This is a genomic window from Bacillus sp. KICET-3, assembly GCF_033261025.1.
Classification (GTDB): domain Bacteria; phylum Bacillota; class Bacilli; order Bacillales; family Bacillaceae; genus Bacillus; species Bacillus sonorensis.
The window spans coordinates 1798975-1821818 of record NZ_CP137345.1 but is presented as its reverse complement, the minus strand read 5'-3'; the positions used below and the strand labels follow the sequence as shown (position 1 = coordinate 1821818).

Annotated in this window: 23 protein-coding genes; all 23 read right to left on the bottom strand. The window is 47.4% G+C overall.

Translation table 11 applies throughout. From position 1 onward, the window contains the following. Positions 1-8: 8 nt before the first annotated feature. The 23 genes from hslV to acpP all read right to left on the bottom strand — a co-directional run bounded on the left by hslV (position 9) and on the right by acpP (position 22786). A complete protein-coding gene (gene hslV / locus R5H20_RS09205) occupies positions 9-551 on the bottom strand; it encodes an ATP-dependent protease subunit HslV (protein WP_006638182.1) in 543 nt (180 codons plus the stop codon). 13 nt (positions 552-564) lie between these two features. Then, entirely contained in the window at positions 565-1479 is a 915-nt protein-coding gene (gene xerC / locus R5H20_RS09200; RefSeq protein WP_006638183.1) for a tyrosine recombinase XerC, read from the bottom strand. Between the two features lie 66 nt (positions 1480-1545). Beyond that, positions 1546-2850, bottom strand: coding sequence for an FADH(2)-oxidizing methylenetetrahydrofolate--tRNA-(uracil(54)-C(5))-methyltransferase TrmFO (gene trmFO, locus R5H20_RS09195; protein ID WP_006638184.1), 1305 nt, complete (start codon positions 2848-2850; stop codon positions 1546-1548). Positions 2851-2926: 76 nt separating this feature from the next. Beyond that, positions 2927-5002, bottom strand: coding sequence for a type I DNA topoisomerase (gene topA / locus R5H20_RS09190; RefSeq protein WP_006638185.1), 2076 nt, complete (start codon positions 5000-5002; stop codon positions 2927-2929). A 205-nt stretch (positions 5003-5207) separates the two neighbouring features. Then, positions 5208-6110: a DNA-processing protein DprA gene (dprA, locus tag R5H20_RS09185; protein WP_006638186.1), complete on the bottom strand. Its 903-nt coding sequence runs from the start codon at positions 6108-6110 to the stop codon at positions 5208-5210. 121 nt (positions 6111-6231) lie between these two features. After that, positions 6232-7134 (bottom strand): succinate--CoA ligase subunit alpha, encoded by a 903-nt coding sequence (sucD, locus tag R5H20_RS09180; protein WP_006638187.1) that lies wholly within the window; start codon positions 7132-7134, stop codon positions 6232-6234. An 18-nt stretch (positions 7135-7152) separates the two neighbouring features. Then, positions 7153-8313 (bottom strand): ADP-forming succinate--CoA ligase subunit beta, encoded by a 1161-nt coding sequence (sucC, locus tag R5H20_RS09175; protein WP_006638188.1) that lies wholly within the window; start codon positions 8311-8313, stop codon positions 7153-7155. Positions 8314-8489: 176 nt separating this feature from the next. After that, positions 8490-8768, bottom strand: coding sequence for a FlhB-like flagellar biosynthesis protein (locus tag R5H20_RS09170; RefSeq protein ID WP_006638189.1), 279 nt, complete (start codon positions 8766-8768; stop codon positions 8490-8492). Next, positions 8765-10456 (bottom strand): hypothetical protein, encoded by a 1692-nt coding sequence (locus R5H20_RS09165; RefSeq protein ID WP_006638190.1) that lies wholly within the window; start codon positions 10454-10456, stop codon positions 8765-8767. Before R5H20_RS09165 ends, R5H20_RS09170 begins: the two co-directional genes overlap by 4 nt. 24 nt (positions 10457-10480) lie before the next feature. Further along, the gene (locus R5H20_RS09160; RefSeq protein ID WP_006638191.1) at positions 10481-11248 is read right to left on the bottom strand and encodes a ribonuclease HII; all 768 of its coding nucleotides are present in this window, start codon (positions 11246-11248) and stop codon (positions 10481-10483) included. A 77-nt stretch (positions 11249-11325) separates the two neighbouring features. Further along, positions 11326-12174, bottom strand: a complete 849-nt coding sequence (gene ylqF, locus R5H20_RS09155; RefSeq protein WP_006638192.1) for a ribosome biogenesis GTPase YlqF — start codon at positions 12172-12174, stop codon at positions 11326-11328. 114 nt (positions 12175-12288) lie between these two features. Then, positions 12289-12636 carry a 50S ribosomal protein L19 gene (gene rplS, locus R5H20_RS09150; protein ID WP_003181728.1) on the bottom strand — a complete coding sequence of 116 codons (348 nt, stop codon included), beginning with the start codon at positions 12634-12636 and terminating at the stop codon, positions 12289-12291. Between the two features lie 135 nt (positions 12637-12771). After that, on the bottom strand, positions 12772-13503 hold the full coding sequence (gene trmD, locus R5H20_RS09145; RefSeq protein ID WP_006638193.1) for a tRNA (guanosine(37)-N1)-methyltransferase TrmD: 732 nt from the start codon (positions 13501-13503) through the stop codon (positions 12772-12774). Beyond that, positions 13500-14024, bottom strand: coding sequence for a ribosome maturation factor RimM (rimM, locus tag R5H20_RS09140; protein ID WP_006638194.1), 525 nt, complete (start codon positions 14022-14024; stop codon positions 13500-13502). The genes trmD and rimM overlap by 4 nt, the downstream gene beginning before the upstream one ends. Positions 14025-14028: 4 nt before the next feature. Then, a complete protein-coding gene (locus R5H20_RS09135) occupies positions 14029-14415 on the bottom strand; it encodes a YlqD family protein (protein ID WP_006638195.1) in 387 nt (128 codons plus the stop codon). Positions 14416-14553: 138 nt separating this feature from the next. After that, the gene (locus tag R5H20_RS09130) at positions 14554-14799 is read right to left on the bottom strand and encodes a KH domain-containing protein (RefSeq protein ID WP_034325770.1); all 246 of its coding nucleotides are present in this window, start codon (positions 14797-14799) and stop codon (positions 14554-14556) included. Continuing rightward, positions 14799-15071: a 30S ribosomal protein S16 gene (gene rpsP / locus R5H20_RS09125; RefSeq protein WP_006638197.1), complete on the bottom strand. Its 273-nt coding sequence runs from the start codon at positions 15069-15071 to the stop codon at positions 14799-14801. The genes R5H20_RS09130 and rpsP overlap by 1 nt, the downstream gene beginning before the upstream one ends. 107 nt (positions 15072-15178) lie before the next feature. Continuing rightward, positions 15179-16519 (bottom strand): signal recognition particle protein, encoded by a 1341-nt coding sequence (gene ffh / locus R5H20_RS09120; protein WP_006638198.1) that lies wholly within the window; start codon positions 16517-16519, stop codon positions 15179-15181. A gap of 16 nt (positions 16520-16535) precedes the next feature. Continuing rightward, positions 16536-16859 carry a putative DNA-binding protein gene (locus R5H20_RS09115; protein ID WP_006638199.1) on the bottom strand — a complete coding sequence of 108 codons (324 nt, stop codon included), beginning with the start codon at positions 16857-16859 and terminating at the stop codon, positions 16536-16538. A 139-nt stretch (positions 16860-16998) separates the two neighbouring features. Next, complete coding sequence (ftsY, locus tag R5H20_RS09110; protein WP_006638200.1) at positions 16999-17985, bottom strand: signal recognition particle-docking protein FtsY; 987 nt, start codon at positions 17983-17985, stop codon at positions 16999-17001. A 16-nt stretch (positions 17986-18001) separates the two neighbouring features. After that, positions 18002-21562, bottom strand: coding sequence for a chromosome segregation protein SMC (gene smc, locus R5H20_RS09105; RefSeq protein ID WP_006638201.1), 3561 nt, complete (start codon positions 21560-21562; stop codon positions 18002-18004). Between the two features lie 97 nt (positions 21563-21659). Next, a complete protein-coding gene (gene rnc / locus R5H20_RS09100; protein WP_006638202.1) occupies positions 21660-22409 on the bottom strand; it encodes a ribonuclease III in 750 nt (249 codons plus the stop codon). A gap of 143 nt (positions 22410-22552) precedes the next feature. Then, a complete protein-coding gene (acpP, locus tag R5H20_RS09095) occupies positions 22553-22786 on the bottom strand; it encodes an acyl carrier protein (protein ID WP_003181706.1) in 234 nt (77 codons plus the stop codon). Positions 22787-22844 lie beyond the last annotated feature (58 nt).

Below are 22844 nucleotides of genomic sequence, written 5' to 3'. Positions count from 1 at the left end.
TATCCTTTCTATTCAAGTTCTTCTACAATGATCTGATCGTTCGTATACACACAGATTTCGCCCGCAGTTTCGAGTGATGCTCTTGCAATCTCTCTCGCAGACAGCCCGGCGGCATGACGTTTTAACGCCCGGCCTGCGGCAAGGGCGTAGTTCCCGCCGGAGCCAATCGCAAGAATCCCGTCATCAGGTTCGATCACTTCGCCCGTTCCGGAAACGAGCAGAAGGCTGTCGGCATTCATCACGATCAGCATCGCTTCAAGCTTTCTGAGAATTTTATCGCTGCGCCATTCCTTCGCAAGCTCCACCGCCGCCCGCTGCAGATTGCCGTTGTACTCCTCAAGCTTCGCTTCAAACATTTCAAAAAGAGTGAAAGCGTCTGCAACAGATCCCGCAAATCCGGCGATCACTTTTCCGTTGAACAGCTTCCTCACCTTTCTTGCCGTATGCTTCATGACGACGGCCTGGCCGAACGTGACCTGGCCGTCTCCCGCCATGGCGCATTTTCCGTTATGGCGGATGGCAAATATCGTTGTTGCATGAAAAGATGACATAAAAGAACCTCCTTTATTTCCCTTTATGAGCCCGGGGGTGATGAGACATATAAGTCTTTCTGAGCATGTCTTTCGATACATGTGTATACACCTGGGTGGAAGAAAGATTGGAATGTCCCAGCAATTCCTGTACACTTCGCAAATCGGCCCCCTCATTTAATAAATGAGTGGCAAATGTGTGGCGAAGCATGTGCGGATGTATATGTAACGTACCTGAAGTCTTCTTAACCAGCTCTTCCAAAATATAGCGGACCCCCCTTGGAGTGAGGGGGCCGCCCCTTTGATTCAAAAAGACAAAAGGGTTGGGCTCCTTTGCTTTTGAGAGGAGGATACGTCTTCCATTTTGAAAATATAGATCCAAAGCCTCGCGGGCATAGGAACCAAATGGAATATACCTCTGCTTTCTCCCTTTTCCGTGAACCAGTACCGTATCCAAAAACAGATCGACTTCAGATTCCTTTAAGCTGCAAAGTTCGCTCACCCGCATCCCTGTTGCATAAAGAAGTTCCAACAGCGCCTGGTTTCTTTGGCCAAGCGGTGTATCCAAATCAGAAATTCGAAACAGTTCTTCAAGTTCTTTTTCATACAAAAACTTCGGAATCCGTTTATCCTGTTTCGGAAGACTGACAAGCTGAAACGGGTTGTCTTTTACTAATTTTTCCCTTAATAAAAATTTATAGAAGCTACGCAGAGCGGATATTTTCTTGCTGATCGTTCTGCGTGTGAGCCCTTTCTCATGTGCCTCCGTCAAAAAGATTCTTACGTCCGGATAGGTGACGTCCTCAAAACCTTTTATTCCCTGAACTTTTAAAAAGGTTTCAAATTCCTCAATCGACGAAATATAACCCACAATTGTATATTTTGAATAATTCTTTTCTATTTGTAAATATTCAATGAATAAAGTTAAAAAATTCTTAACATTTGCCATGACTCCACCTCGCCGAAAAGGGCTTTTAAATGTTATCACATAACAAGATGATCTGGCAATGAATAACTATAGTGTTTTCGCAATATTCCGAATCGTTTCCAAGGCACGCAAAGCGTACTGCTCATTTCGTTCCTGTTTATTTTTAATTTTAACGCCAAGATCCTTTAACAGCCCGAAATTCGCATTCATCGGCTGAAAGTTTTTCTTGTTTGTTTCCGTAATGTAGTGGGCCATGCTGCCGATTGCTGTTTCATTCGAAAACTCGACCAGTTCTTTACCCATGATGAGATGCGCGGCATTGATGCCGGCGACAAGCCCTGACGCTGCTGATTCCACATAGCCTTCAACACCTGTCATTTGCCCCGCAAAGAACAGATCGTCCCGCTGTTTAAACTGATATGTCGGCTTTAAAAGGCTCGGTGAGTTGATGAAGGTATTTCTGTGCATCACGCCGTAGCGGACGATTTCGGCCTGTTCCAATCCAGGGATCAGACGGAGCACCTCTTTTTGATCGCCCCATTTCAGGTGCGTTTGAAAGCCGACGATATTATAGAGGGTGCCTGCGGCATCATCCTGTCTCAGCTGCACGACCGCATACGGACGTTTTCCCGTTTTGGGGTCTTCAAGGCCCACAGGCTTCATCGGTCCGAAAAGCATCGTTTTTTTGCCCCGTTTGGCCATGACTTCGATCGGCATGCATCCTTCAAAAAAGATCTCTTTTTCAAACTCTTTCAATGGAACGGTTTCAGCTGATACGAGCGCGTCATAGAACCGGTCGAATTCCTCCTCTGTCATCGGGCAGTTCAGATAAGCGGCTTCGCCTTTGTCATAACGTGATTTTAAATATACTTTATCCATATCAAGGCTGTCCTTTTCGACTATCGGTGCAGCAGCATCATAAAAATACAGATAATCTTCGCCGGTCAGCCGCCGCAGCTGCTCTGACAGCGCCTCGGACGTCAGCGGGCCTGTCGCGATGATCGTCGGTCCTTCAGGGATTGATGTCACCTCTTCATTGATGACTGTAACATTCGGATGATTTTTCACCCTTTCCGTCACGTTCGCGGCAAACTCATGTCTGTCAACGGCAAGCGCTCCGCCGGCAGGTACTGAACACTCATCAGCCGCGGCGATAATCGCCGAGTCGAGAATCCGCATTTCTTCCTTTAATACTCCTACTGCATTCGTTAAAGAATTGGCGCGAAGGGAGTTGCTGCAGACAAGCTCTGCAAATTTATCGGTATGATGCGCCGGCGTCTGTTTTACAGGCCTCATTTCATAAAGACGGACGTTGATTCCCCGTTTGGCCAGCTGCCATGCCGCTTCGCTTCCGGCAAGTCCGGCTCCTATGACATTAACTGTTTGATTCATTGTTTACATCTCCTAATTTATGAATTGAATTGTTCTTTTAACACAACAAAGAAGGTGAGCAAAGCCCTGCTCACCGCTACTTTTGTTGTTCTTCCTTATAATCGCAGCCCGCGCATTGCACCTGAACGCCTTTTTTGAGCTTTTTCTCAACAAGCATGTCCCCGCATTTCGGACATTTGCGCTCAAGCGGTTTATCCCATGACACGAATTCGCATTCAGGGTAACGGTCACAGCCGTAAAAGATGCGGCGTTTTTTCGATTTCCGCTCAACGATGTTTCCGGTTTTGCAGGACGGGCATTTGACGCCGATTTCTTTGACGATCGGCTTCGTATTGCGGCAGTCGGGGAAATTGGAGCAGGCCATGAATTTGCCGTAGCGGCCCATTTTATACACCATCGGGTGGCCGCAATTCTCACAGTCGACGCCCGCATATTCGGGTTCGATTTCGACTTCCTGCATCTCGGCTTCCGCTTTTTCCACACGCTTTTCAAAGTCCTTGTAAAAGGAATCGATGATTTGCACCCATTGGATGTTCCCGTCTTCGACATCGTCAAGCTCTTTTTCCATTTTGGCCGTGAACTCGACGTTGATGATTTCCGGGAAAAACTCCATGATCAGTTCGAGTACGATTTCACCGAGCTCCGTCGGCAAAAAGCGTTTATTATCGAGCGCCACATATCCCCGTTTTTGTATGGTGTCCAGCGTAGGCGCGTAAGTCGACGGACGCCCGATGCCCAGCTCTTCAAGGGTTTTGACGAGCCTTGCTTCCGTATAGCGCGGAGGCGGCTGTGTGAAGTGCTGTTCAGGCTCAATGTCCTTGGAAAGAACGGTATCCCCTTCAGTTAAATCAGGGAGCATTTTGTTCTTTTCCTCCATTTGATCATCTTTGCCTTCAACATACACCTTCATAAAACCTGAAAATTTGACTTTACTGCCGTTCGCCCGAAATGTCAATCCGTTGTTTTCAAGGTCTACGCTCATCGTATCCAAAGTGGCCGGGGCCATTTGGCTCGCAACAAAGCGCTCCCAGATCAGCTTATAAAGGCGAAGCTGGTCTCTGCCCAATACAGCTTTCAGATCAGCAGGTTTCCTCAGCACTGAAGTCGGTCTGATGGCTTCATGGGCATCCTGGGCGTTTTCATTTTTTTTGGCAGGCTTTCGTTTGCTTCCCAAAAATTCTTTTCCGTAGTTTTCGCCGATAAAAGAAGCTGCTTCTTCTTGAGCAGTATTTGAGATCCGGGTTGAATCCGTTCTCATATAAGTGATTAACCCGACCGTTCCCTCTTTGCCGAGATCGATTCCTTCATATAACTGCTGGGCGATCATCATCGTTTTCTTCGCCCGGAAATTCAGCTTGCGCGCAGCTTCCTGCTGCAAGGTTGAAGTCGTAAACGGCAGAGCCGGGTTTCGTTTCCGCTCTTTTTTCGTAACCTTTGTGACTGCAAATTTGTTCCCTTTGATCTGTGAAAGGATTTGTTTTACATCATCTTCGCTTTTGAGCGGATGCTTCTCGCCCCGTATTCCGAAGAAGCTGGCTTCAAATGTTTCTTTTCCTTTTAGGAAAGAGCCTTCAATCGTCCAGTACTCTTCAGGCTTAAATTCGTTGATTTCTTTTTCGCGGTCAATGATCAAGCGGAGCGCGACAGACTGAACGCGTCCGGCGCTTAAACCTTTTTTGACCTTTTTCCATAAAATCGGACTGATTTTATAGCCGACAAGACGGTCAAGGACCCTTCTCGCCTGCTGTGCATCAACAAGATCCATATTGATCATGCGCGGATGCTTAAACGAATCTTTGATCGCGTCTTTTGTGATTTCATTAAATACGACGCGGCAGTCTGAATTTAAATCTAAATCAAGACTGTGGGCAAGGTGCCATGCAATGGCTTCCCCTTCCCTGTCGGGGTCGGCTGCGAGATAGACTTTTTTCGCTTTTTTCGCAGCCGTCTTTAATTCCTTCAGAACCGGACCTTTTCCGCGAATCGTAATGTATTTTGGTTCAAAGTTCCGCTCGATGTCAACTCCCATTTGGCTTTTCGGCAGATCTCTGACATGCCCCATCGATGCTTTCACTTTGTATTTTTTTCCTAAGTATCGTTCAATCGTTTTTGCCTTTGCAGGCGATTCCACGATGACTAAGTATTCGGACATAACATTATCCCCCTCAAGAGGTGTTCTCTCTCTTTTCAATTTAGCCTTTTTATTGTATTCAGCATAATCGTCGTTTATATAGTCTTTATTGTTAATGAAAGTGTCTGATTTTTATCCTTCTATATGATGAACGCCGATTAAAGCGTTTAAACTTGAAATCCTCACTATTATTAAATATTCGTATACGGTTTGTCAAACGATAATTCTAAACAGGATCCGTATATTGCACTTTAAAACCCGGAAGTTCGTCGAGAATGTCATCAATGCCGGCTACAAGTTTCGCCCCTTCCTGGATCAATCTGGCCGGGCCTTGGGAGTTCTGGTCAAAAATTGAACCCGGCACCGCAAATACCTCTCTTCCCTGTTCCAGCGCCTGATAGGCGGTAATGAGCGAGCCGCTTCTTTCTTTGCCTTGAATGACAACGATTCCTTCGGTTAAGCCGCTGATCAGCCGATTTCTCATCGGAAAGTGCCATTTTTGAGGTTTTATATGGGGAAGGTGCTCTGACACCAGCAAATGACTTTCCGCCATGTGCCGGGCAAGAAGACGGTTTTCACGGGGATATATGTGGTCGAATCCGCCGGCGATGACGCCGATCGTTTTTCCGTTTGTACGGATGGTCTCCTTGTGGGCAAGACCGTCAATCCCTTTTGCGAGCCCGCTGACGATCGTCCAGTCTTTATTGCTGAGCTCCCCGGCAAGGTGGCGGACAACGCTTTTTCCGTATGATGAAGGATCTCGGGTACCCACGATACCGATAAGGCGGTTTTCATTAAGAAACGTTTTCTTTCCTTTTAAAAAAAGAACGGGGGGCGGATCGTGAATCGTTTTCAGACAGGCTGGATAGTCAGGGGACGAAATCGCGATCATGCCGATTCCGTTATCGCTGTAGGTTTTTATCAGCCGTTTTGCTTTTGGAAGCTCTTTTTCGGCGAGCTTACGGATGGAGCTTGCACTGATCTTTTCATTTGACAGCTTTTTTAGAGGATGGGATGTTTCTTCTGAAAGCGATAAAGAAGGATCTTCCTTCCACCATTTGGATAACAGGGAAGGCGAAAGGATTCCATACAGGCGGAGCAAAATCAACAGCTCGCTCTGATCATTCATTCAAAAACCTCCAGCTTGATTTTTCAGAAAAATAATTCTGTTTTTTGAAAGTATCATACGATATCTCCATGATGAAAAAAGCAGGAATAGACCATTCGGACTATTCCCGCGATATCGGCCGTCAGTGAGTCTTGCAGGTCTCGTAAAGGCCTTTTTCCTTTAACACTTTAATGAGCGTCTCGCCCATGACTGAAGGTGTTTCCGCAACTTCGATTCCGCAGGCGTTCATCGTTTTGATCTTTTCGTCAGCCGTGCCTTTTCCTCCTGAAATGATCGCGCCGGCATGGCCCATACGCTTTCCTGGAGGCGCCGTTTTTCCGCCGATAAAGCCGACGACAGGTTTGGTCATGTTTGCCTTCACCCATTCAGCCGCTTCTTCTTCAGCCGTTCCGCCGATTTCCCCGATCATGATCACGGCATGTGTTTCAGGATCTTCATTAAATGCTTTTAACACATCGATGAAGTTCGTGCCGTTTACAGGGTCTCCGCCGATGCCGACTGCCGTCGACTGGCCGATGCCGGCTTCGGAAAGCTGATGAACCGCTTCATATGTAAGCGTTCCAGACCGCGACACAACGCCGACATGGCCTTTTTTATGGATATACCCCGGCATGATGCCGATTTTGCATTCCTCAGGCGTGATGACACCCGGACAGTTCGGTCCGATCAGCCGTGTTTTTTTGCCTTCCATAACCCGCTTCACTTTTACCATGTCAAGCACCGGAATGTGTTCGGTGATGCAGATGACAAGCTCCAGCTCCGCGTCCACGGCTTCCATAATCGCATCTGCCGCAAAAGCCGCCGGCACATAAATAACAGATGCAGTCGCTCCCGTTGCTTTTACCGCGTCTTCCACCGTATTGAACACAGGCACTCCTTCAACTTCTGTTCCGCCTTTGCCCGGCGTTACGCCGCCGACAATTTTCGTTCCGTATTCAAGCATCTGCTTTGTATGAAACAAAGCGGTTGAACCTGTAATCCCCTGAACGATGACTTTTGTGTCTTTATTAATAAATACACTCATTTTGGTCCCCTGCCTTTCTTACTTCACTAAGGATACGATTTTCTGCGCGCCGTCAGCCATTGATTCCGCAGACGTAATGTTGAGCCCTGAATCATCGAGGATCTTCTTGCCGAGATCCACATTCGTTCCTTCCAAACGAACGACAAGCGGCAATGTCAGCCCGACTTGTTTTGTCGCTTCCACAACACCTTCGGCAATCACGTCGCACTTCATGATGCCGCCGAAAATATTGACGAAGATCCCTTTGACATTTTGATCAGACAAAATGATTTTGAATGCCTCGGTTACCTTTTCGGCTGTTGCGCCGCCTCCTACGTCAAGAAAGTTTGCCGGTTCTCCTCCATAGTGTTTAATGATGTCCATGGTCGACATCGCAAGTCCCGCTCCGTTGACCATGCAGCCGATGTTTCCATCGAGTGAAATATAGCTTAAGTCATATTTTGATGCTTCTATTTCCTTTGGATCTTCTTCATCAAGATCCCTGTATTCCAATATGTCTTTTTGCCTGTATAGGGCATTGCTGTCGAAATTAAGCTTGGCGTCAAGCGCCATGACTTTCCCGTCACCCGTTACAACGAGCGGATTGATTTCGGCAATGGAACAGTCTTTTTCAACAAAAGCCCGGTACAGGCCCATCATGAATTTAACCGCCTGGCCGACCAGTTCTTTTGGAATATTGATGGCGAAAGCGATTTTTCTCGCCTGGTAGCTTTGCAGTCCGACAGCCGGATCAATGACCGTCTTGACGATTTTTTCCGGCGTTTTTTCGGCGACTTCCTCGATCTCTGTTCCGCCTTCTTCAGAAGCCATCAGCACGATGCGCGATGTCGCTCTGTCAAGAACAAGCCCGACATAGTATTCCTTTTTAATATCGCAGCCTTCTTCAATAAGTAAGCGTTTTATTTCTTGGCCATCAGGACCTGTCTGATGCGTGACAAGCGTTTTCCCCAATAACTCATCCGCATAGGCCTTTACTTCGTCTTTTGATTTTGCAATTTTTACCCCGCCTGCCTTGCCGCGGCCGCCTGCGTGAATTTGAGCTTTCACGACATAAACCGAGCTTGACAGTGATTCTGCTGCTTTGACCGCTTCATCAGCTGTAAATGCCACTTTACCTTCCGGAACAGCCACTCCGTATTTTCTGAGGACCTCTTTCCCTTGGTACTCATGGATATTCATTTCCCATCCTCCTAACTTATGTAGCAAAAATAAAAATAGACTGCGCTTTCATTTTATATAATCATAGAACGATTGTCTAGGTTTCGATGAGAAATCGTAAAATCCTTCTAAACATTCAAACTTTTATTTTATTGAAAATATAAAAATTAATAAAGGGAATGCCTTTTTCGCAAAGGTCATTCCCTCTTTTTCATTTTTTCATCCAATGTATAGATGAACGAAAAGATCTCGGCAACGATTTCATAAAGCTCTTCCGGGATATGATCGTCAAGCTCCAAATGGCGCATCAATTCGACAAGCGTCGGATCCTCCTGAATCGGAACACCGGCTTTTTTCGCTTCTTCAATGATCTTTTCGGCCGTAAGACCCGATCCTTTGGCAACCACTTTCGGAGCCTTGTCTTTCATTTCATCATAGTGAAGCGCGACAGCCCTTCTCAATAGAGATTCCTTCATATTTTCACATCCAGTATGCCTTCTGCAGCCTGTTCAAACTCACGTTCCAAAAACGGCGCGAGTTCAAGGCTCTCCCGCTTTTTCGCCGTAACGCTTGACAAGCTGTAGCCAAGCTCTTTCAGATTTTCTTTCAGACGGGGGATGAGAGGTTCAATGAGCGGCTCCAAATCAAACCCGGTCTCAATTGACACCGTCATGACGTTTTGCTGGATAAAGCAATCGACAACCGTTTCCTTCAGCCCCTCCAATTGCAGATAAAACATGAGGCGGCATTGGGAAGGGTCGATTTTTCCGTCATCCTTCTTTTTTCCCTTTAAGAAAACCGTCAAGTCCTGAACACCGTGCTTTGAAAAGAGAGGATACGAAAGAAAAAGCTGGCTTTGCGCTGACTGGTCCTGCTGCAGAAACAGCTGGCCGTTCAAGCGGTGAAACATCTGCTCAGCTTCCTGTTTGAGAGGCGCAGAAAGCTCCTGCGAATGCCTCGCCTCATTCAGTACCATTTTCAGCGAATGCAAACCTTGATCCTTTAATGCTCCTCCGTTTTCAATCGCTTTCATAAGCGTCAGCTCATCTTTGACGCCGAAAAGGTCTTTCGTTTTAATGAGAAGGGAGAGCACATCCGCTTTATTCGTCAAAGAAGGCGCTGTATCCCTGATAATATTCTGCAATATTTCCGCCTCTTTTTCCGACAATGCGCCCAGGCCGGCCGGAAGCCGCAAAGGCTGTTTCGCTTCAGCTGCTTTGATCCAGTTCACCGCTTCTTTGACGGCGTGTGTCCCGTTCTGTTCAGCCTGAGCGGCCAGTTTCGCGAGCAGTCCTTCTGCCGCAGCGGCTTCCGGCCCCTGCGATTTCGGCTGAACCGCTGCCGTTTCAGCTCCCGCCGGTTTGAACGGCGGCATTTGCTGAGGGAAATCCCGTTCGGCTGCAACAGCCGGCCGGAGAGGCTGGGCGGTCTGCTGCGGTTCTTTCGCCGCCGCTCCCGCCAGCTCTCTCAACGCCTGAACAACCTTTTCACCCTGAACATCGGTCTCCGCTTGTATAATCGACAACAGCGCTTGTTTCAGCTTCTCCAAACCAGCCGTCTGCTGCGGTTCTCTGCTGATCATGTCAAAGGCTTTGGCGATCTGGTTGTGCAGGGGAACCGGTTCTTTCACGGCCAAGATCGAATTCAGCACGCCCGGATGGATCGGGAGCTCGCGTTTCAGCGCGAACATAACGGCGTCCGCGCCTTTTTGCGCCTCTGCTTTCGGCAGATTTTCAAGCCATTTGACAGCGGCCTTTAAATCGTTTTCCCTGATGGGCTGCTGCTCTTTCAGCAGCGATCCGACCAGGAATAGGGCTTCCTTCGTTCTTTTCAATGAGAGACCGTTTAACAGCTTTACAGCTGCTTCCTGCATTGTCTTCGGATTTTTGTCAAAAGCCTCGACGACCTGGAGCCTGCCTGTCTGTTCACCCGGCTTCTTCTCATAGGAAAACCAGTAGTATGTATTTGCGGCAAGCGGTGTTTCCAGTTTTCCCTGCCATTTCGTATTGCCGATTTGGATTTCGGCGAACTCCCCGCTGATGAAACGGAGAACTTTGCCGAGCATCAGCCGTTTCTGGTCCGTCTCTGTCCCAGTCATCCGCTGAAGAGAATCCGACTTTTCAAATTGTTTAATCAAGCTGTTATGTATGTCGTTCAGCATCATCAGCATCCTGCCCCCTTTTCGGATTTATAAATAGGCTTGAACAGGGGCGAACGATCTTCGGTGAATGGGCGACGGTCCATATTTGGCAAGGGCTGCAAGGTGTTCCTTCGTGCCGTAGCCTTTATGGTTTTCAAATCCGTACAGCGGATATTTTGCAGCATATTCCTCCATAAGCCTGTCCCTCGTCACTTTGGCAATGCATGCGCCGGCAGCGATCGATGCGCTTTTCGCGTCTCCTTTTATAATCGATGACTGCTTTGTTTCCAAAGGAAGTGACATCGCATCTATTAACAAATAATCGGGAGCTGCGGACAGCGCTTGAACAGCTTTTATCATCGCCAGCTTTGATGCCTCGTAAATATTCACTTCATCAATCCTGGCTGCATCCGCTATTCCGACGCCGACAGCAAGCGCTTCTTCCATTATGAACGAATAGTAATCTTCCCTTTTCTGCTTTGACAGTTTCTTGGAATCCGTCAAACCCAATATCTCGCAGTCTTCTTTTAAGATGACGGCGGCGGCCACGACCGGTCCTGCCAAAGGGCCCCTGCCGGCTTCGTCGATCCCCGCAATATACCGATAGCCCTCTGCCTTCAGCGACCGCTCAAATGCCGTCATCGCTTGCCATGCTTCCCGCATTGCCGAAAGCCTTTGGTTTTTCTTCAGCCATGCGTTGATGAGCGCCTGAACGCTTTTCCGCTCATCTTGTTTGCACTGCTCGATAAAAGGGTCGTATTCATCTTTCACCGATTGAAGATGTTCTTTAATTTCCTTTACGGTTAATGTTTTCACTTTCACTTCTCCCCTATGTTTCTTATCGGCGCTTCTCCTATAAAAATAAAGACCCGCCTCTTTTAAAGCGCGCCTTTTTAGTCTGCAGGCTTTTCAAAAGAGAGCGGGCCGAATTTTTCAGTGCGGATATCCCTGATGATGACTTCTGTCGTTTTATCGTAATTAATCTCGCCGCCTGCCATGAGACAGCCGCGTTTTTTGCCGATCTCATCAAACAGCTCTACGATCTCTTCCGGAATTTCCGCTAAATCATAGCGCTTTTTTAAGCGTTCGGGATAGTGCTCTTCCAAAAAGCGCAAGCCGAAAACCGCGACATCCTGCAAATTGATGATCGAATCTTTTATCGCGCCCGTTGCCGCCAGTTTTAATCCGACGAGCTCGTCCTCAAACTTCGGCCATAAAATACCCGGCGTATCGAGGAGCTCAAGCTCTTTTCCGACTTTTACCCATTGCTGTGCAGTCGTCACTCCGGGCCTGTCGCCGGTTTTCGCAATATTTTTTTTTGCGAGCCGGTTGATCAAAGTCGATTTTCCGACGTTTGGAATGCCGACGATCAATGCCCGGATCGCCCGTGGTTTCACGCCTTTTGCTTTCATTTTATCAAATTTTTCTTTGAGCAGCTCTTTTGAGGCCGGCAAAATTTGATTTAAGCCCTGTCCGTTGACAGAGTTGATCGCAAGCGAGGGAATCCCGTCGGCCTCAAAATGTTTTTTCCACTCGTTTGTCACCGCGGAATCCGCTTTATCCGCTTTATTGAGCAGCATGATTCTCGGTTTGTTTTTGAGGATGTCCTCAATCATCGGATTCCTCGAAGACATCGGGATTCTGGCGTCTACCAGTTCATATACAATGTCGATCAGTTTAAGCTTTTCCGTTACTTCCCGCCTTGCCTTGGCCATATGCCCGGGAAACCATTGAATTACCATGTGACGGACACCTTCCTTCTGTTACTGCTATCTTTTAAAAGGCAGAATGATTTTATACTTCTTTTACAAAAAAAGAGCTTGTTATGGTTAACAAGCTCTTTTCGTTCGTTATCATTATCGTCTGATTTCTTTAATACGAGCCGCTTTTCCACGAAGTTCACGCAAGTAATAAAGTTTCGCACGGCGTACTTTACCATGACGGACAACTTCGATTTTCGCGATTTTTGGTGTGTGTAATGGGAATGTACGCTCAACTCCGACACCGTAAGAAATCTTACGAACTGTGAAAGTTTCGCTGATTCCGCCACCACGACGCTTAATCACAACACCCTCAAAAACCTGAATACGCTCACGGTTACCCTCGACAACTTTCACGTGTACACGGAGAGTGTCGCCAGGACGGAACGCAGGCAAATCAGTGCGCAATTGTTCTTTTGTGATTTCTTCAATCAATTTTTGCATCGTCTTCAACTCCTTCCAACAGATGCTCTTGGGCTCATATCGGCACAGCGGAACATCGTTTTCAAACTCAAACGGAAACCCCGTTCAAGTCACAAGTAGTATCATACCATACCTTTTCCCGCCATGCAATAGAATCTAGCTGTTTTCCCATTCTGAAATCCATTTTCTTTCTTCATCTGACAATGGATAATGCTCGAGAAGGTCAGGTCGCCGCAAAAATGTCCGTTTGAGAGACTCTTTCCGCCTCCACTCTTTTATTTTTGCGTGATTTCCTGATGTGAGGACCTCCGGGACCTTCCATCCTTTATAATCCGCCGGCCGCGTGTAATGCGGGTGTTCGAGCAGCCCTGTGCTGAAAGAATCCTCAAGGTGCGACTCTTCCTTGCCAAGCACTCCCGGCAGCAGCCTGACGACGCTGTCGGCTATCATCATAGCCGGCAGCTCTCCGCCCGTCAGAACGAAGTCTCCGATTGAAATCTCGTCTGTGGCAATGTGCTCTCTGATCCGTTCATCATACCCTTCATAATGGCCGCAAATAAACATTAAATGATCCTCTTTTGCGAGCTCTTCCGCCTTTTTCTGCGTATAGCGCTCGCCTTGGGGGCAGACAAGGACGATTCTCGGGGATGTTCCGGCTTCGGCGGTCAGCTTTTCGACCGCATCAAAAACGGGCTGCGGCTTCAACACCATCCCCGCACCTCCGCCGTATGGATAATCGTCGACCGTTTGATGCTTATTGTCGGAATACGCCCGAAAATTCACCACATGAAAACGGACGGCGTTCTTTTCCTGGGCTTTCTGCAGAATGGATGAGCCCAGCACACCTTCAAACATCTCCGGAAAAAGCGTTAAAAAATCAATTCTCATTCGTCAAGTAATCCTTCCATGATATGAATCTTGATCGTTTTGTCTTTGATGTTGATGTTTTTGACGACGGCGTCGATATAAGGGATGAGCGCGTCTTTTTTCCCCGGGCGCCCCACGACCCAGACATCGTTTGCACCGGGGGTTAAAATTTCTTTGACTTTGCCGATTGGATCTCCTTCTTCTGAGAAAACGTCACAGCCGATGATTTCATGAAAGTAATATTCGTCTTCCGCCAATGGGCTTAATTGGTCTTCGGGAACTTTAATCAAAGCGTTTTTTAATGTTTCGGCTTCCGTTAAAGTGGAGATCTCTTTGAATTGCAAAAGATGAAACTGTTTGTGAAGCCTGTGCGAGCCGACGGTCACCTGAACGGGCTCATCCTTTCCTTCCATGAATAAATAGAGCGTGTTTCCCGGCTTGTACCGTTCTTCGGGAAAGTCGGTTTTGGAAATCACGCGAACTTCACCTTTTACTCCATGAGTATTAACAATTTTCCCTACATTAAACCATTGTTTCTGCATTTCTTCACCTCGGACGAATTTCAATGACGATTCCGTCTTTAATCACAATTGTTTTACCTGCTGTCACATCATGCCAATTGTCGCCAACTTCAATGTCCATTAAAGCTTCAATCTCTTTTTCTTTCACTTCGCTGCCAAGCGGGAGCGTATGGATCTGATTGATTTGAAATGCGATCATTTTGATTTTATCCTGGCGCTTTTCAATCTCTTTTTTGAATGATTCGGTTGCCGCCGGATTGTGGTGCTCTTTTTCGTGTTTTCTGAGCTGAAAATAAAGCTGATTGCATTCGCGCTCAAGGATTTCTTTTCTTTCTTCAAAAGAAGCCAACAGCTTTTTTTTGCTGTTTTCGGTTAAAACCTGCATGACGGTAACACGTTGGATAATCTGCATGGCATCATCACCTACTGTCCCGTGATTTTTCCTTCCCTGACATCTGGCGGCATGGCGTTTAGCCGGCCATCCGGAATCGTTCATCTGTTTCTATTTTTCTCTCATGATAAAAAAGGGGGAGGTTTTCACCCTCTCCCCTTAGTCTGCGATCTCTAGTTGAACTTTCTTAGAAGACTGTGCGCCGGCCGCAAATACGACGGAACGTATCGCTCTTGCAGTCCGCCCTTTTTTTCCGATGACTTTACCGGTATCCTCTCTGTTGACAGAAAGGCGGAACATGATCCGCTGATCATTTTCTTCTTTTAATACCTGGATATCATCCGGGTGATCCACAAGCGGTTTGACCAATGATACAATCAGTTCTTCCAAGTGCAGATCACTCATTACTTGCTTTGTTTAGCGTTGTGGAATTTTTCCATAATGCCTTCTTTTGAGAAAAGGTTGCGAACCGTGTCAGACGGTTTAGCCCCTGTTTGAAGCCATTTCAGCGCAAGCTCTTCATCGATTTTCACTTCAGCCGGTTTTGCCACCGGGTTGTAAGTTCCGACTGTTTCGATGAAACGGCCGTCACGCGGTGAACGAGAATCTGCTACAACAATACGATAGAAAGGAGATTTTTTAGCTCCCATACGTTTTAAACGAATTTTTACTGCCATTTTACTAGCACCTCCGAAAATATTTCAACAAGATAGTATATTAACAATGATAAAAGTGTTTGTAAAGTGTTTTTTCTTAACAACGGTTTTATCATGTGAAAACAGGTTTACATGAAGGGCAATTTAAATCCTTTTTTCTTCCCTTTTGTCATGTTTGTCATTTGCTTCATCATTTTTTTCATTTCTTCAAATTGCTTTAAAAGACGGTTGACTTCCTGGACGGATGTTCCGCTTCCTTTCGCAATCCGCTTGCGCCTGCTGGCATTGATGATTTCAGGCTGCTCTTTTTCTTTTCCTGTCATCGATTTGATGATCGCTTCCACGTGGCTGAGCTGTTTTTCGTCAACCTTGACGTTTTTTAAGCCTTTCATTTTGCCTGCGCCTGGCATCATTTGGATCAGTTCATCAAGCGGTCCCATATTGCGGACTTGCCCGAGCTGTTCCAAAAAGTCGTCAAGGGTGAAGCTCATCGTTTTCATTTTTTGCTCAAGCTCTTTCGCCTTTTCTTCATCCACATTGGCCTGGGCTTTTTCGATCAGAGTGAGCACATCGCCCATTCCGAGAATCCTCGAAGCCATCCGCTCTGGATGGAACGGCTCAAGCGCGTCAAGCTTTTCGCCGAGACCGGCAAATTTGATCGGCGTATTTGTCACGGCGCGGATCGACAAGGCCGCTCCGCCTCTCGTATCGCCGTCCAGCTTTGTGAGGATGACGCCTGTCACACCAAGCTGCTCGTTGAAGCTTTTGGCGACGTTTACCGCATCTTGCCCCGTCATGGAATCGACGACAAGGAAAATTTCGTCCGGCTGACTTGTTTCTTTTACCTTTTTCAGCTCATCCATCAGCTCTTCATCAATATGAAGACGTCCCGCCGTGTCGATGATCACATAGTCGTGGTGGTCTTCTTTCGCCTTTTCGATCGCCTGCTTGGCAATATCGACAGGGCTGACCTGGTCTCCGAGCGAGAACACCGGCATATCGAGCTGCCTGCCGAGCGTTTCCAGCTGTTTGATCGCAGCCGGGCGGTATATATCCGCCGCCACGAGCAGCGGGTTGCGGTTATGTTTTTTGCGCAGCAGGTTGGCAAGCTTGCCTGTCGTCGTCGTTTTACCGGCCCCTTGCAAACCGACCATCATGATGACGGTAGGCGGGCGTTTTGCAGCGGCGATTTTGCTTTCTTCGCCGCCCATCAGTTCGGTCAGTTCTTCTTTGACGACTTTAATGACCTGCTGTCCGGGCGTCAGGCTTTTCATGACATCCTGTCCGACGGCCCGTTCGCTCACCTTTTTCACAAAATCTTTGACGACTTTAAAGTTGACGTCCGCTTCAAGGAGCGCCAAACGGACTTCGCGCATCATTTCTTTGACGTCTTGTTCCGTTACTTTTCCTTTTCCGCGGATTTTAGAAATCGTTTTCTGCAGTCGGTCGGCTAATCCTTCGAATGCCATTTTTCAGTGCCGCCTCCTAATCTAATTTCTCAAGCGCGTCTATGAGCTGCGCCGCTTCAGGCTGACCGGAAGTCAGCTCTCTGAGCTGCTCGAAAATCTTTTTGCGCTCTTGAAATTTTTTAAACAAAAGTAGCTTTTCTTCATATTGCTCAAGCATGGCTTCCGTCCGTTTAATGTTATCATAGACCGCCTGTCTTGAGACATGATATTCTTCAGCTATTTCGCCAAGGGAGAAATCGTCCAAATAGTAAAGCGACATGTAGCTTTTTTGTTTTGATGTCAACAACGACTGATAGAAATCAAATAAGTAATTCATTCGCGTTGTTTTTTCAAGCGTCATGAGACTCTCCCCTTTGTTAAGTCAAATCCCTTTACGATACATTAGTTTACGCTGATTTTTTTCATCTGTCAAGTTTTTATCTTGTCATGATTTCTTGCTGCTCTTTTTAAAAGACCCCTCTTTTGAAGAGGGGGGAACGCTACTCGGCTTTCTCGATCAAATCGGAAAACAGGCCGTATACATATGACTCGGCTTTAAACGGCTGGAGGTCGTCCATTTTTTCTCCGAGGCCGACAAACTTGACGGGAATCCGCAGTTCGTGGCGTATGGCAAGGACGATTCCGCCTTTTGCCGTTCCATCAAGCTTTGTCAGAACAATCCCTGATACATCCGTCGCCTTGGAAAACTCCTTCGCCTGTGTCATCGCGTTTTGGCCTGTTGTGGCATCCAAAACGAGCAGCACTTCATGAGGCGCATCAGGCACCTCGCGCTGTATGACCCGCTTTACTTTTTCAAGCTCCTTCATCAGGTTCACCTTGTTTTGCAGACGCCCCGCCGTATCGCACAGCAGGACATCGGCGCCGCGCGCTTTGGCGGCTTGGACGGCATCATAGATGACGGCCGCGGGATCTGAGCCTTCAGCCTGCTTGACCACATGGGCGCCGACCCGCTCTCCCCACACTTCAAGCTGATCGATCGCACCGGCGCGGAACGTGTCCCCGGCCGCAAGGACAACGTTTTTGCCTTCCTTTACAAACTTATGGGCGAGCTTGCCGATTGTCGTCGTTTTACCGACGCCGTTGACGCCGACAAACAGGATGATGTTCAAACGGCCGTCTTCTACATGGAGCTCGGAAACTTCCTGCTCCCCGCCTTCATAAATGTCGACAAGCTTTTCCGAAATGACGGACTGAACCTCTTTCGGATCCTGAATGTTTCTCAGTTTGACCTCGCGCTTCAGCTCGTCAATCAGCTCCATCACCGTTGACACGCCGACATCTGCCCCGATCAGGACTTCTTCAAGCTCCTCGAAAAAGTCTTCATCCACTTTCCGGTAGCGGGAAACAAGTTCATTGACGCGCTCTTGAAACGAGTTTCTCGTTTTGGCGAGCCCTTCTTTAAATTTTCCTGAGACTGAATCGGTCTGCTTTGTGATTTTCTCTTTCAATTTTTTAAAAAAGCTCATGACTGGTAACCTCGCTTTATTGAACTAATTCTTTCGTTTCTTCAAGCTTGACGGAGACAAGCTTGGAAACGCCTGATTCCTGCATCGTCACACCGTAGAGAACATCGGCTTCTTCCATTGTTCCTTTTCTGTGCGTAATGACGATAAATTGTGTTTCATCGCTGTATTTTTTCAAATACTGAGCAAAGCGGAACACGTTCGCTTCATCAAGCGCAGCCTCAACCTCATCCAGCACGCAGAACGGAACCGGTCTGACCTTGAGGATCGAAAATAAGAGGGCGATCGCCGTCAACGCCCGTTCTCCGCCGGAAAGAAGGCTTAAGTTTTGCAGCTTTTTCCCTGGCGGCTGTGCGATAATATCGACGCCTGACTGAAGCAGATCGTTCGGATCGGTCAGCCTCAGTTCGGCTCTGCCCCCGCCAAACAGCGCGCGGAAGACATCCTCGAAATGGGAGCTGATTTGTGCAAACGTTTCTGAGAAGCGCTTCGTCATCTCCTCATCCATTTCCTCGATAACTTGAAATAGCGTATTTTTCGCTTCTAGCAAGTCGTCTTTCTGCTCGGTCAGGAACGTATAGCGTTCATTGACCCTTTCATATTCTTCAATGCTGCCGAGGTTGACGGTGCCCAGTTCTTCGATCGCCAGCTTGATCAGCTTGACTCGTTTTCTCGCTTCCTCAGGGGCGAGCTCAAGCGGATATTTTTCTTTGGCTCCTTCAAATGACAGGCCGTATTCCTCCCGCAGGAATGAAAGCAGATTGTCAAGCTCTACTTCCATGCGGCCGAGCTTGACTTCCTCGTCTTTTAAGAGGCCTGCCATTTGTTTATACAGGCGCTTCATTTCTTTCAGCTCCAGCTCTTCGGTTTCAAGACCTTTTTGCAGCTTCATCCGCTGCTCCCTTCTTGATGCGATGAGCTCTGCCGTTTTATTTTTATCGTTCAGCTTCTGTTTGGCGGCTTCTTCTAGCTTTTCCTCGCCGCTTGAATTCGATGACATCTCATTTGTCAAAAAGGAGAGATCTTCTTTTGCAATCTTCAGCGCTTCGTCATTTTCGGCAAACTCTTCTTCCAATCTGGCGAGCTTCTCCCGTTCGTTTGCACAGGACTGCTCGGTTTTGGCCAGGACGACCTTCAGATCGGTGAGCTCGCTTTGCAGCGTCTCCTTTGTCGAGGTTTGCGTCTGTTTTCTTTCCGTCAGACTCTCGATTTCGCCGTCCAGCGCTTTTAAGTTTTCAGAAATGGCGGCAAGCTTTTCTTCGAGCTCTTTTTTTCTTTGTTTCTTTTCCTCGTCCTCTTTGAGGAGAGCCGATTTTTCCTGATCGTAAATCTCCAGATGGCTGTTGACGTTTTTCTCGGCGAGCTCGAGCTCATACAGGCGCCCTTTTATCTCCTGCTGTTCCGCTCTTAAACGCTCCCCGTCTTCACGCAGTGCCTGAAGCTCTCTTTCAAGCTTCTGAATCGCTTGTTTTAAGCTTTTGACTTCGCTCTCGAGCGCTTCTGTCTTGTCTTCCATTACCTGAAGGCGTTCTGTGACAGCTTCAAGCTCTCTGTTCCGGCCTAAAAGCGAACTGTTCTTCTTTTTGACGGCTCCGCCTGTCATCGATCCGCCCGGATTGACGACATCCCCTTCAAGCGTAACGATTCGGTATCTGTGGCCAAGCCGTTTGGCAAGATCATTGGCTCCTTTTAAGTGCTCTGTGATCAGCACGGTCCCCAGCAGATTTTGCACAGCCGTCCTGTACGCCGGGTCAAATGAAACAAGCTCGCTTGCAATCCCGATATAGGACGGGTTTTCCTTTGCCGCCTCGATGTCGCGGGGCTGAATGCTCCGCTCTTTGATGACGGAAAGGGGAAGAAATGTCGCCCGGCCTGACGAATGCTGCTTCAAATACTGAATCGCCCGTCTAGCCGCATCTTCGTTTTCAGTCACGATATGCTGGGCAGAAGCGCCCAACGCGATCTCAATCGCCGTCTCATACCTTTCGTCCGTCTTGATCAGTTCGGCGATTGCCCCGTGAATGCCCGGCAGTTCGCTTCTGGCTTTTAATACTTCTTTGACGCCTTGGTAAAACCCGGAAAAATCCTCCTGCATCGCTTCAAGCATCTCTTTTTTCGATCGCGCCTGCTGCACGTATTGATAAGCCTGGTAAAGGGCCGATTCTTTCTTCTCGTATTCGTTTTTCTTCAGTTCATAGTTTCTTTGCGCATCCCGGTATGCTTTGATTTGGTGTTCGAGGCGCTCCTCGAACAGGCTGAATTCGTGTTCGGCTTTTGCCTTTTGTTCGTCGAGCTCCCGGCGTTCGCTTAAGTATTTTTCATTGTTTTCCGCAAGGCGTTTCTGCACAGCCGCGGATTGGGACATTTGATCCTCCAAAAACTGAAGCTCATTTCGGAGTGATGCCTGTTCATTCAGGAGTTCAAAATAATCGCTTTTCAGCTGTTCGATTTCCTCTTCTACATTTTCGCTGTAGACCGAAAGCGCCTGTGTTTTTTCCTTGAGCCGCTTTGCGAGATCCTTTACTTCGCCCTGCAGTTTTTCAAATACGAGCTTTTGCGCGGCGATGTTTTCTTTTAAGGTTTTTTCCTTTTCTCCGCGCTGGGCGATTGTATCTTCAAGCTGGGCCCTGTTTTGGCTTGCGTTCTTTTTCCGCTCTTTCAGCACTTCTTTCCTGCCCTCAAGCTTTTCCAGCTCTTCGCTTGTCAAAAGGAGGACCTGCTGAAGCTCATCAACCGACTCGTCGAGGGCCTGGATTTTATCCCTTGTGTCTTCAATTTTGGCTTCCTTTGCCTGGATAGCCGATGAAGCGGCCATTTCCTCGTCTTTCGCTTTTTCGACCTTTTGACTGAGCGCCTCCCATTTTTGGTGAAGCTCTTCAATATCAAACGCCGTCAAAGCGATTTCAATTTTTTCAAGCTCGTCCTTTTTTTCAAGGTAATCCCTGGCGATCGACGCCTGCATCTTCAGCGGCTCGACCTGCCCTTCAAGCTCATGGAGGATGTCTTCGACACGGTTCAAATTGTCCTGTGTTTCAAACAGCTTGTTTTCCGCTTTTTTCTTTCTCGTTTTATATTTTAAAACACCGGCCGCTTCCTCAAAGATGCTTCTCCGTTCTTCAGCCTTGCTGCTTAAAATCTCTTCGACCTTCCCTTGGCTGATGATCGAAAACGCTTCTTTGCCAAGACCTGAATCCATAAAAAGATCGATGATATCTTTCAGGCGGCACGATTGATTATTGATAAGAAATTCGCTTTCCCCTGACCTGTATACCCTCCGCGTCACACTGACCTCATGAAAGTCGATCGGCAGAAAGCGGTCGTCATTATCAAGCGTCAGCGTCACTTCGGCAAGGTTCAGCTTTTTACGCGAGTCGCTTCCGGCAAATATGATATCTTCCATTTTGCCGCCCCGCAGCGATTTGGCGGACTGCTCCCCCAGCACCCAGCGGATCGCATCCGTAATGTTGCTCTTTCCGCTTCCATTCGGGCCGACGACGGCTGTCACACCCTTAACAAAATCTACAGAAATTCGTTCTGCGAACGATTTAAATCCTATTACGTCCAGACGTTTGAGGAACATCCTGATCCTCCTTATGTATTAAAGTATTACAATTCTATCATACCTCAGATAAAAGGCGTAAATATATCGAAATCCCCCTGAAATCGGCAAGGGGGATTTACTGTTTCATATGGTGTTTTTGCAGCTTTGCAAGTGCTTCCTGAGCGGCATGCTGTTCAGCTTCTTTTTTGGAACGGCCGCTTCCCACCCCAAGCACTTCTCCTTTTAGCGATACGTTTGCTTCAAATTCGCGGTTGTGCGCCGGACCTTTTTCCTGAAGGATCTTGTATTCCAAAGTGCCCCGTCCATCGCGCTGTACAAATTCCTGCAGCTGGCTTTTAAAATCCATCACATGAGAAAAAGCACCATCATCGATTTTAGGGAAAACGTACGCTTTCAGAAAGGCTACAACAGAGTCAAGCCCCTGATCGAGATACAGCGCGCCGATAAAGGCTTCAAACACGTCTGCCAAAAGGGCCGGCCGCTTTCTTCCGCCCGTCATTTCTTCCCCTTTTCCAAGAAGAACAAGCTCTCCGAAAGACAGCTCATGGGCGAGAGAAACCAAAGAAGGCTCGCAAACGATCGCCGCTCTCAATTTTGTCAAATCGCCCTCGCTCATCGCCGGGTATTTGGCATACAAAAATTGAGAAATCGTCAGCTCCAATACAGCGTCTCCTAAAAATTCAAGCCTTTCATTATCTTCATACGGCTTCTTCCGATGCTCATTCACATAAGATGAATGTGTAAATGCTTGATATAAAAGCTTTTCATTTTGAAATTGAACCGAAATCCGTTCTTGAAACTTTTTAAACTGCTCCGCTTTCTTTTGAACCATTTTCCTGTCTCTGAAATGTGAATGTTTTGACATAGCAACCTCCATATGGGCACATCAGGTTCACCTCACCTCCTATTAGAAAAAGGCAGGCTCGTATTTCATTCGGCAAAACATTAAACTAAAGCCGCATGTATAAAGGGATAAAGCCCCGTCTTTAAACGGGACTTTAAATGAGCTTACTGCTTACTATTTATGTAGTTCACAGCGTCACCGACTGTTGCAATCTTTTCAGCATCTTCGTCAGAAATTTCCATATCAAACTCGTCTTCAAGTTCCATGACAAGCTCAACTACATCCAGGGAATCAGCGCCTAAATCCTCTTTAAAAGAAGCTTCAAGAGTGACGTCAGCTTCATCTACGCCAAGGCGGTCTACGATGATTTTTGTTACACGCTCTAATGCGTCTGCCATAGCTATTCACCTCCCCTCAAGTATTATAGTTGATTCGTTTTAAAAAAACCATAGATAA

What these genes read in the sequence shown, in the direction of transcription:
- hslV (WP_006638182.1), bottom strand. Translation starts at nt 551, where the DNA reads ATGTCATCTTTTCATGCAACAACGATATTTGCCATCCGCCATAACGGA.
- xerC (WP_006638183.1), bottom strand. Translation starts at nt 1,479, where the DNA reads ATGGCAAATGTTAAGAATTTTTTAACTTTATTCATTGAATATTTACAA.
- trmFO (WP_006638184.1), bottom strand. Translation starts at nt 2,850, where the DNA reads ATGAATCAAACAGTTAATGTCATAGGAGCCGGACTTGCCGGAAGCGAA.
- topA (WP_006638185.1), bottom strand. Translation starts at nt 5,002, where the DNA reads ATGTCCGAATACTTAGTCATCGTGGAATCGCCTGCAAAGGCAAAAACG.
- dprA (WP_006638186.1), bottom strand. Translation starts at nt 6,110, where the DNA reads ATGAATGATCAGAGCGAGCTGTTGATTTTGCTCCGCCTGTATGGAATC.
- sucD (WP_006638187.1), bottom strand. Translation starts at nt 7,134, where the DNA reads ATGAGTGTATTTATTAATAAAGACACAAAAGTCATCGTTCAGGGGATT.
- sucC (WP_006638188.1), bottom strand. Translation starts at nt 8,313, where the DNA reads ATGAATATCCATGAGTACCAAGGGAAAGAGGTCCTCAGAAAATACGGA.
- R5H20_RS09170 (WP_006638189.1), bottom strand. Translation starts at nt 8,768, where the DNA reads ATGAAGGAATCTCTATTGAGAAGGGCTGTCGCGCTTCACTATGATGAA.
- R5H20_RS09165 (WP_006638190.1), bottom strand. Translation starts at nt 10,456, where the DNA reads ATGATGCTGAACGACATACATAACAGCTTGATTAAACAATTTGAAAAG.
- ylqF (WP_006638192.1), bottom strand. Translation starts at nt 12,174, where the DNA reads ATGGTAATTCAATGGTTTCCCGGGCATATGGCCAAGGCAAGGCGGGAA.
- rplS (WP_003181728.1), bottom strand. Translation starts at nt 12,636, where the DNA reads ATGCAAAAATTGATTGAAGAAATCACAAAAGAACAATTGCGCACTGAT.
- trmD (WP_006638193.1), bottom strand. Translation starts at nt 13,503, where the DNA reads ATGAGAATTGATTTTTTAACGCTTTTTCCGGAGATGTTTGAAGGTGTG.
- rimM (WP_006638194.1), bottom strand. Translation starts at nt 14,024, where the DNA reads ATGCAGAAACAATGGTTTAATGTAGGGAAAATTGTTAATACTCATGGA.
- R5H20_RS09135 (WP_006638195.1), bottom strand. Translation starts at nt 14,415, where the DNA reads ATGCAGATTATCCAACGTGTTACCGTCATGCAGGTTTTAACCGAAAAC.
- R5H20_RS09130 (WP_034325770.1), bottom strand. Translation starts at nt 14,799, where the DNA reads ATGAGTGATCTGCACTTGGAAGAACTGATTGTATCATTGGTCAAACCG.
- rpsP (WP_006638197.1), bottom strand. Translation starts at nt 15,071, where the DNA reads ATGGCAGTAAAAATTCGTTTAAAACGTATGGGAGCTAAAAAATCTCCT.
- ffh (WP_006638198.1), bottom strand. Translation starts at nt 16,519, where the DNA reads ATGGCATTCGAAGGATTAGCCGACCGACTGCAGAAAACGATTTCTAAA.
- R5H20_RS09115 (WP_006638199.1), bottom strand. Translation starts at nt 16,859, where the DNA reads ATGACGCTTGAAAAAACAACGCGAATGAATTACTTATTTGATTTCTAT.
- ftsY (WP_006638200.1), bottom strand. Translation starts at nt 17,985, where the DNA reads ATGAGCTTTTTTAAAAAATTGAAAGAGAAAATCACAAAGCAGACCGAT.
- smc (WP_006638201.1), bottom strand. Translation starts at nt 21,562, where the DNA reads ATGTTCCTCAAACGTCTGGACGTAATAGGATTTAAATCGTTCGCAGAA.
- rnc (WP_006638202.1), bottom strand. Translation starts at nt 22,409, where the DNA reads ATGTCAAAACATTCACATTTCAGAGACAGGAAAATGGTTCAAAAGAAA.
- acpP (WP_003181706.1), bottom strand. Translation starts at nt 22,786, where the DNA reads ATGGCAGACGCATTAGAGCGTGTAACAAAAATCATCGTAGACCGCCTT.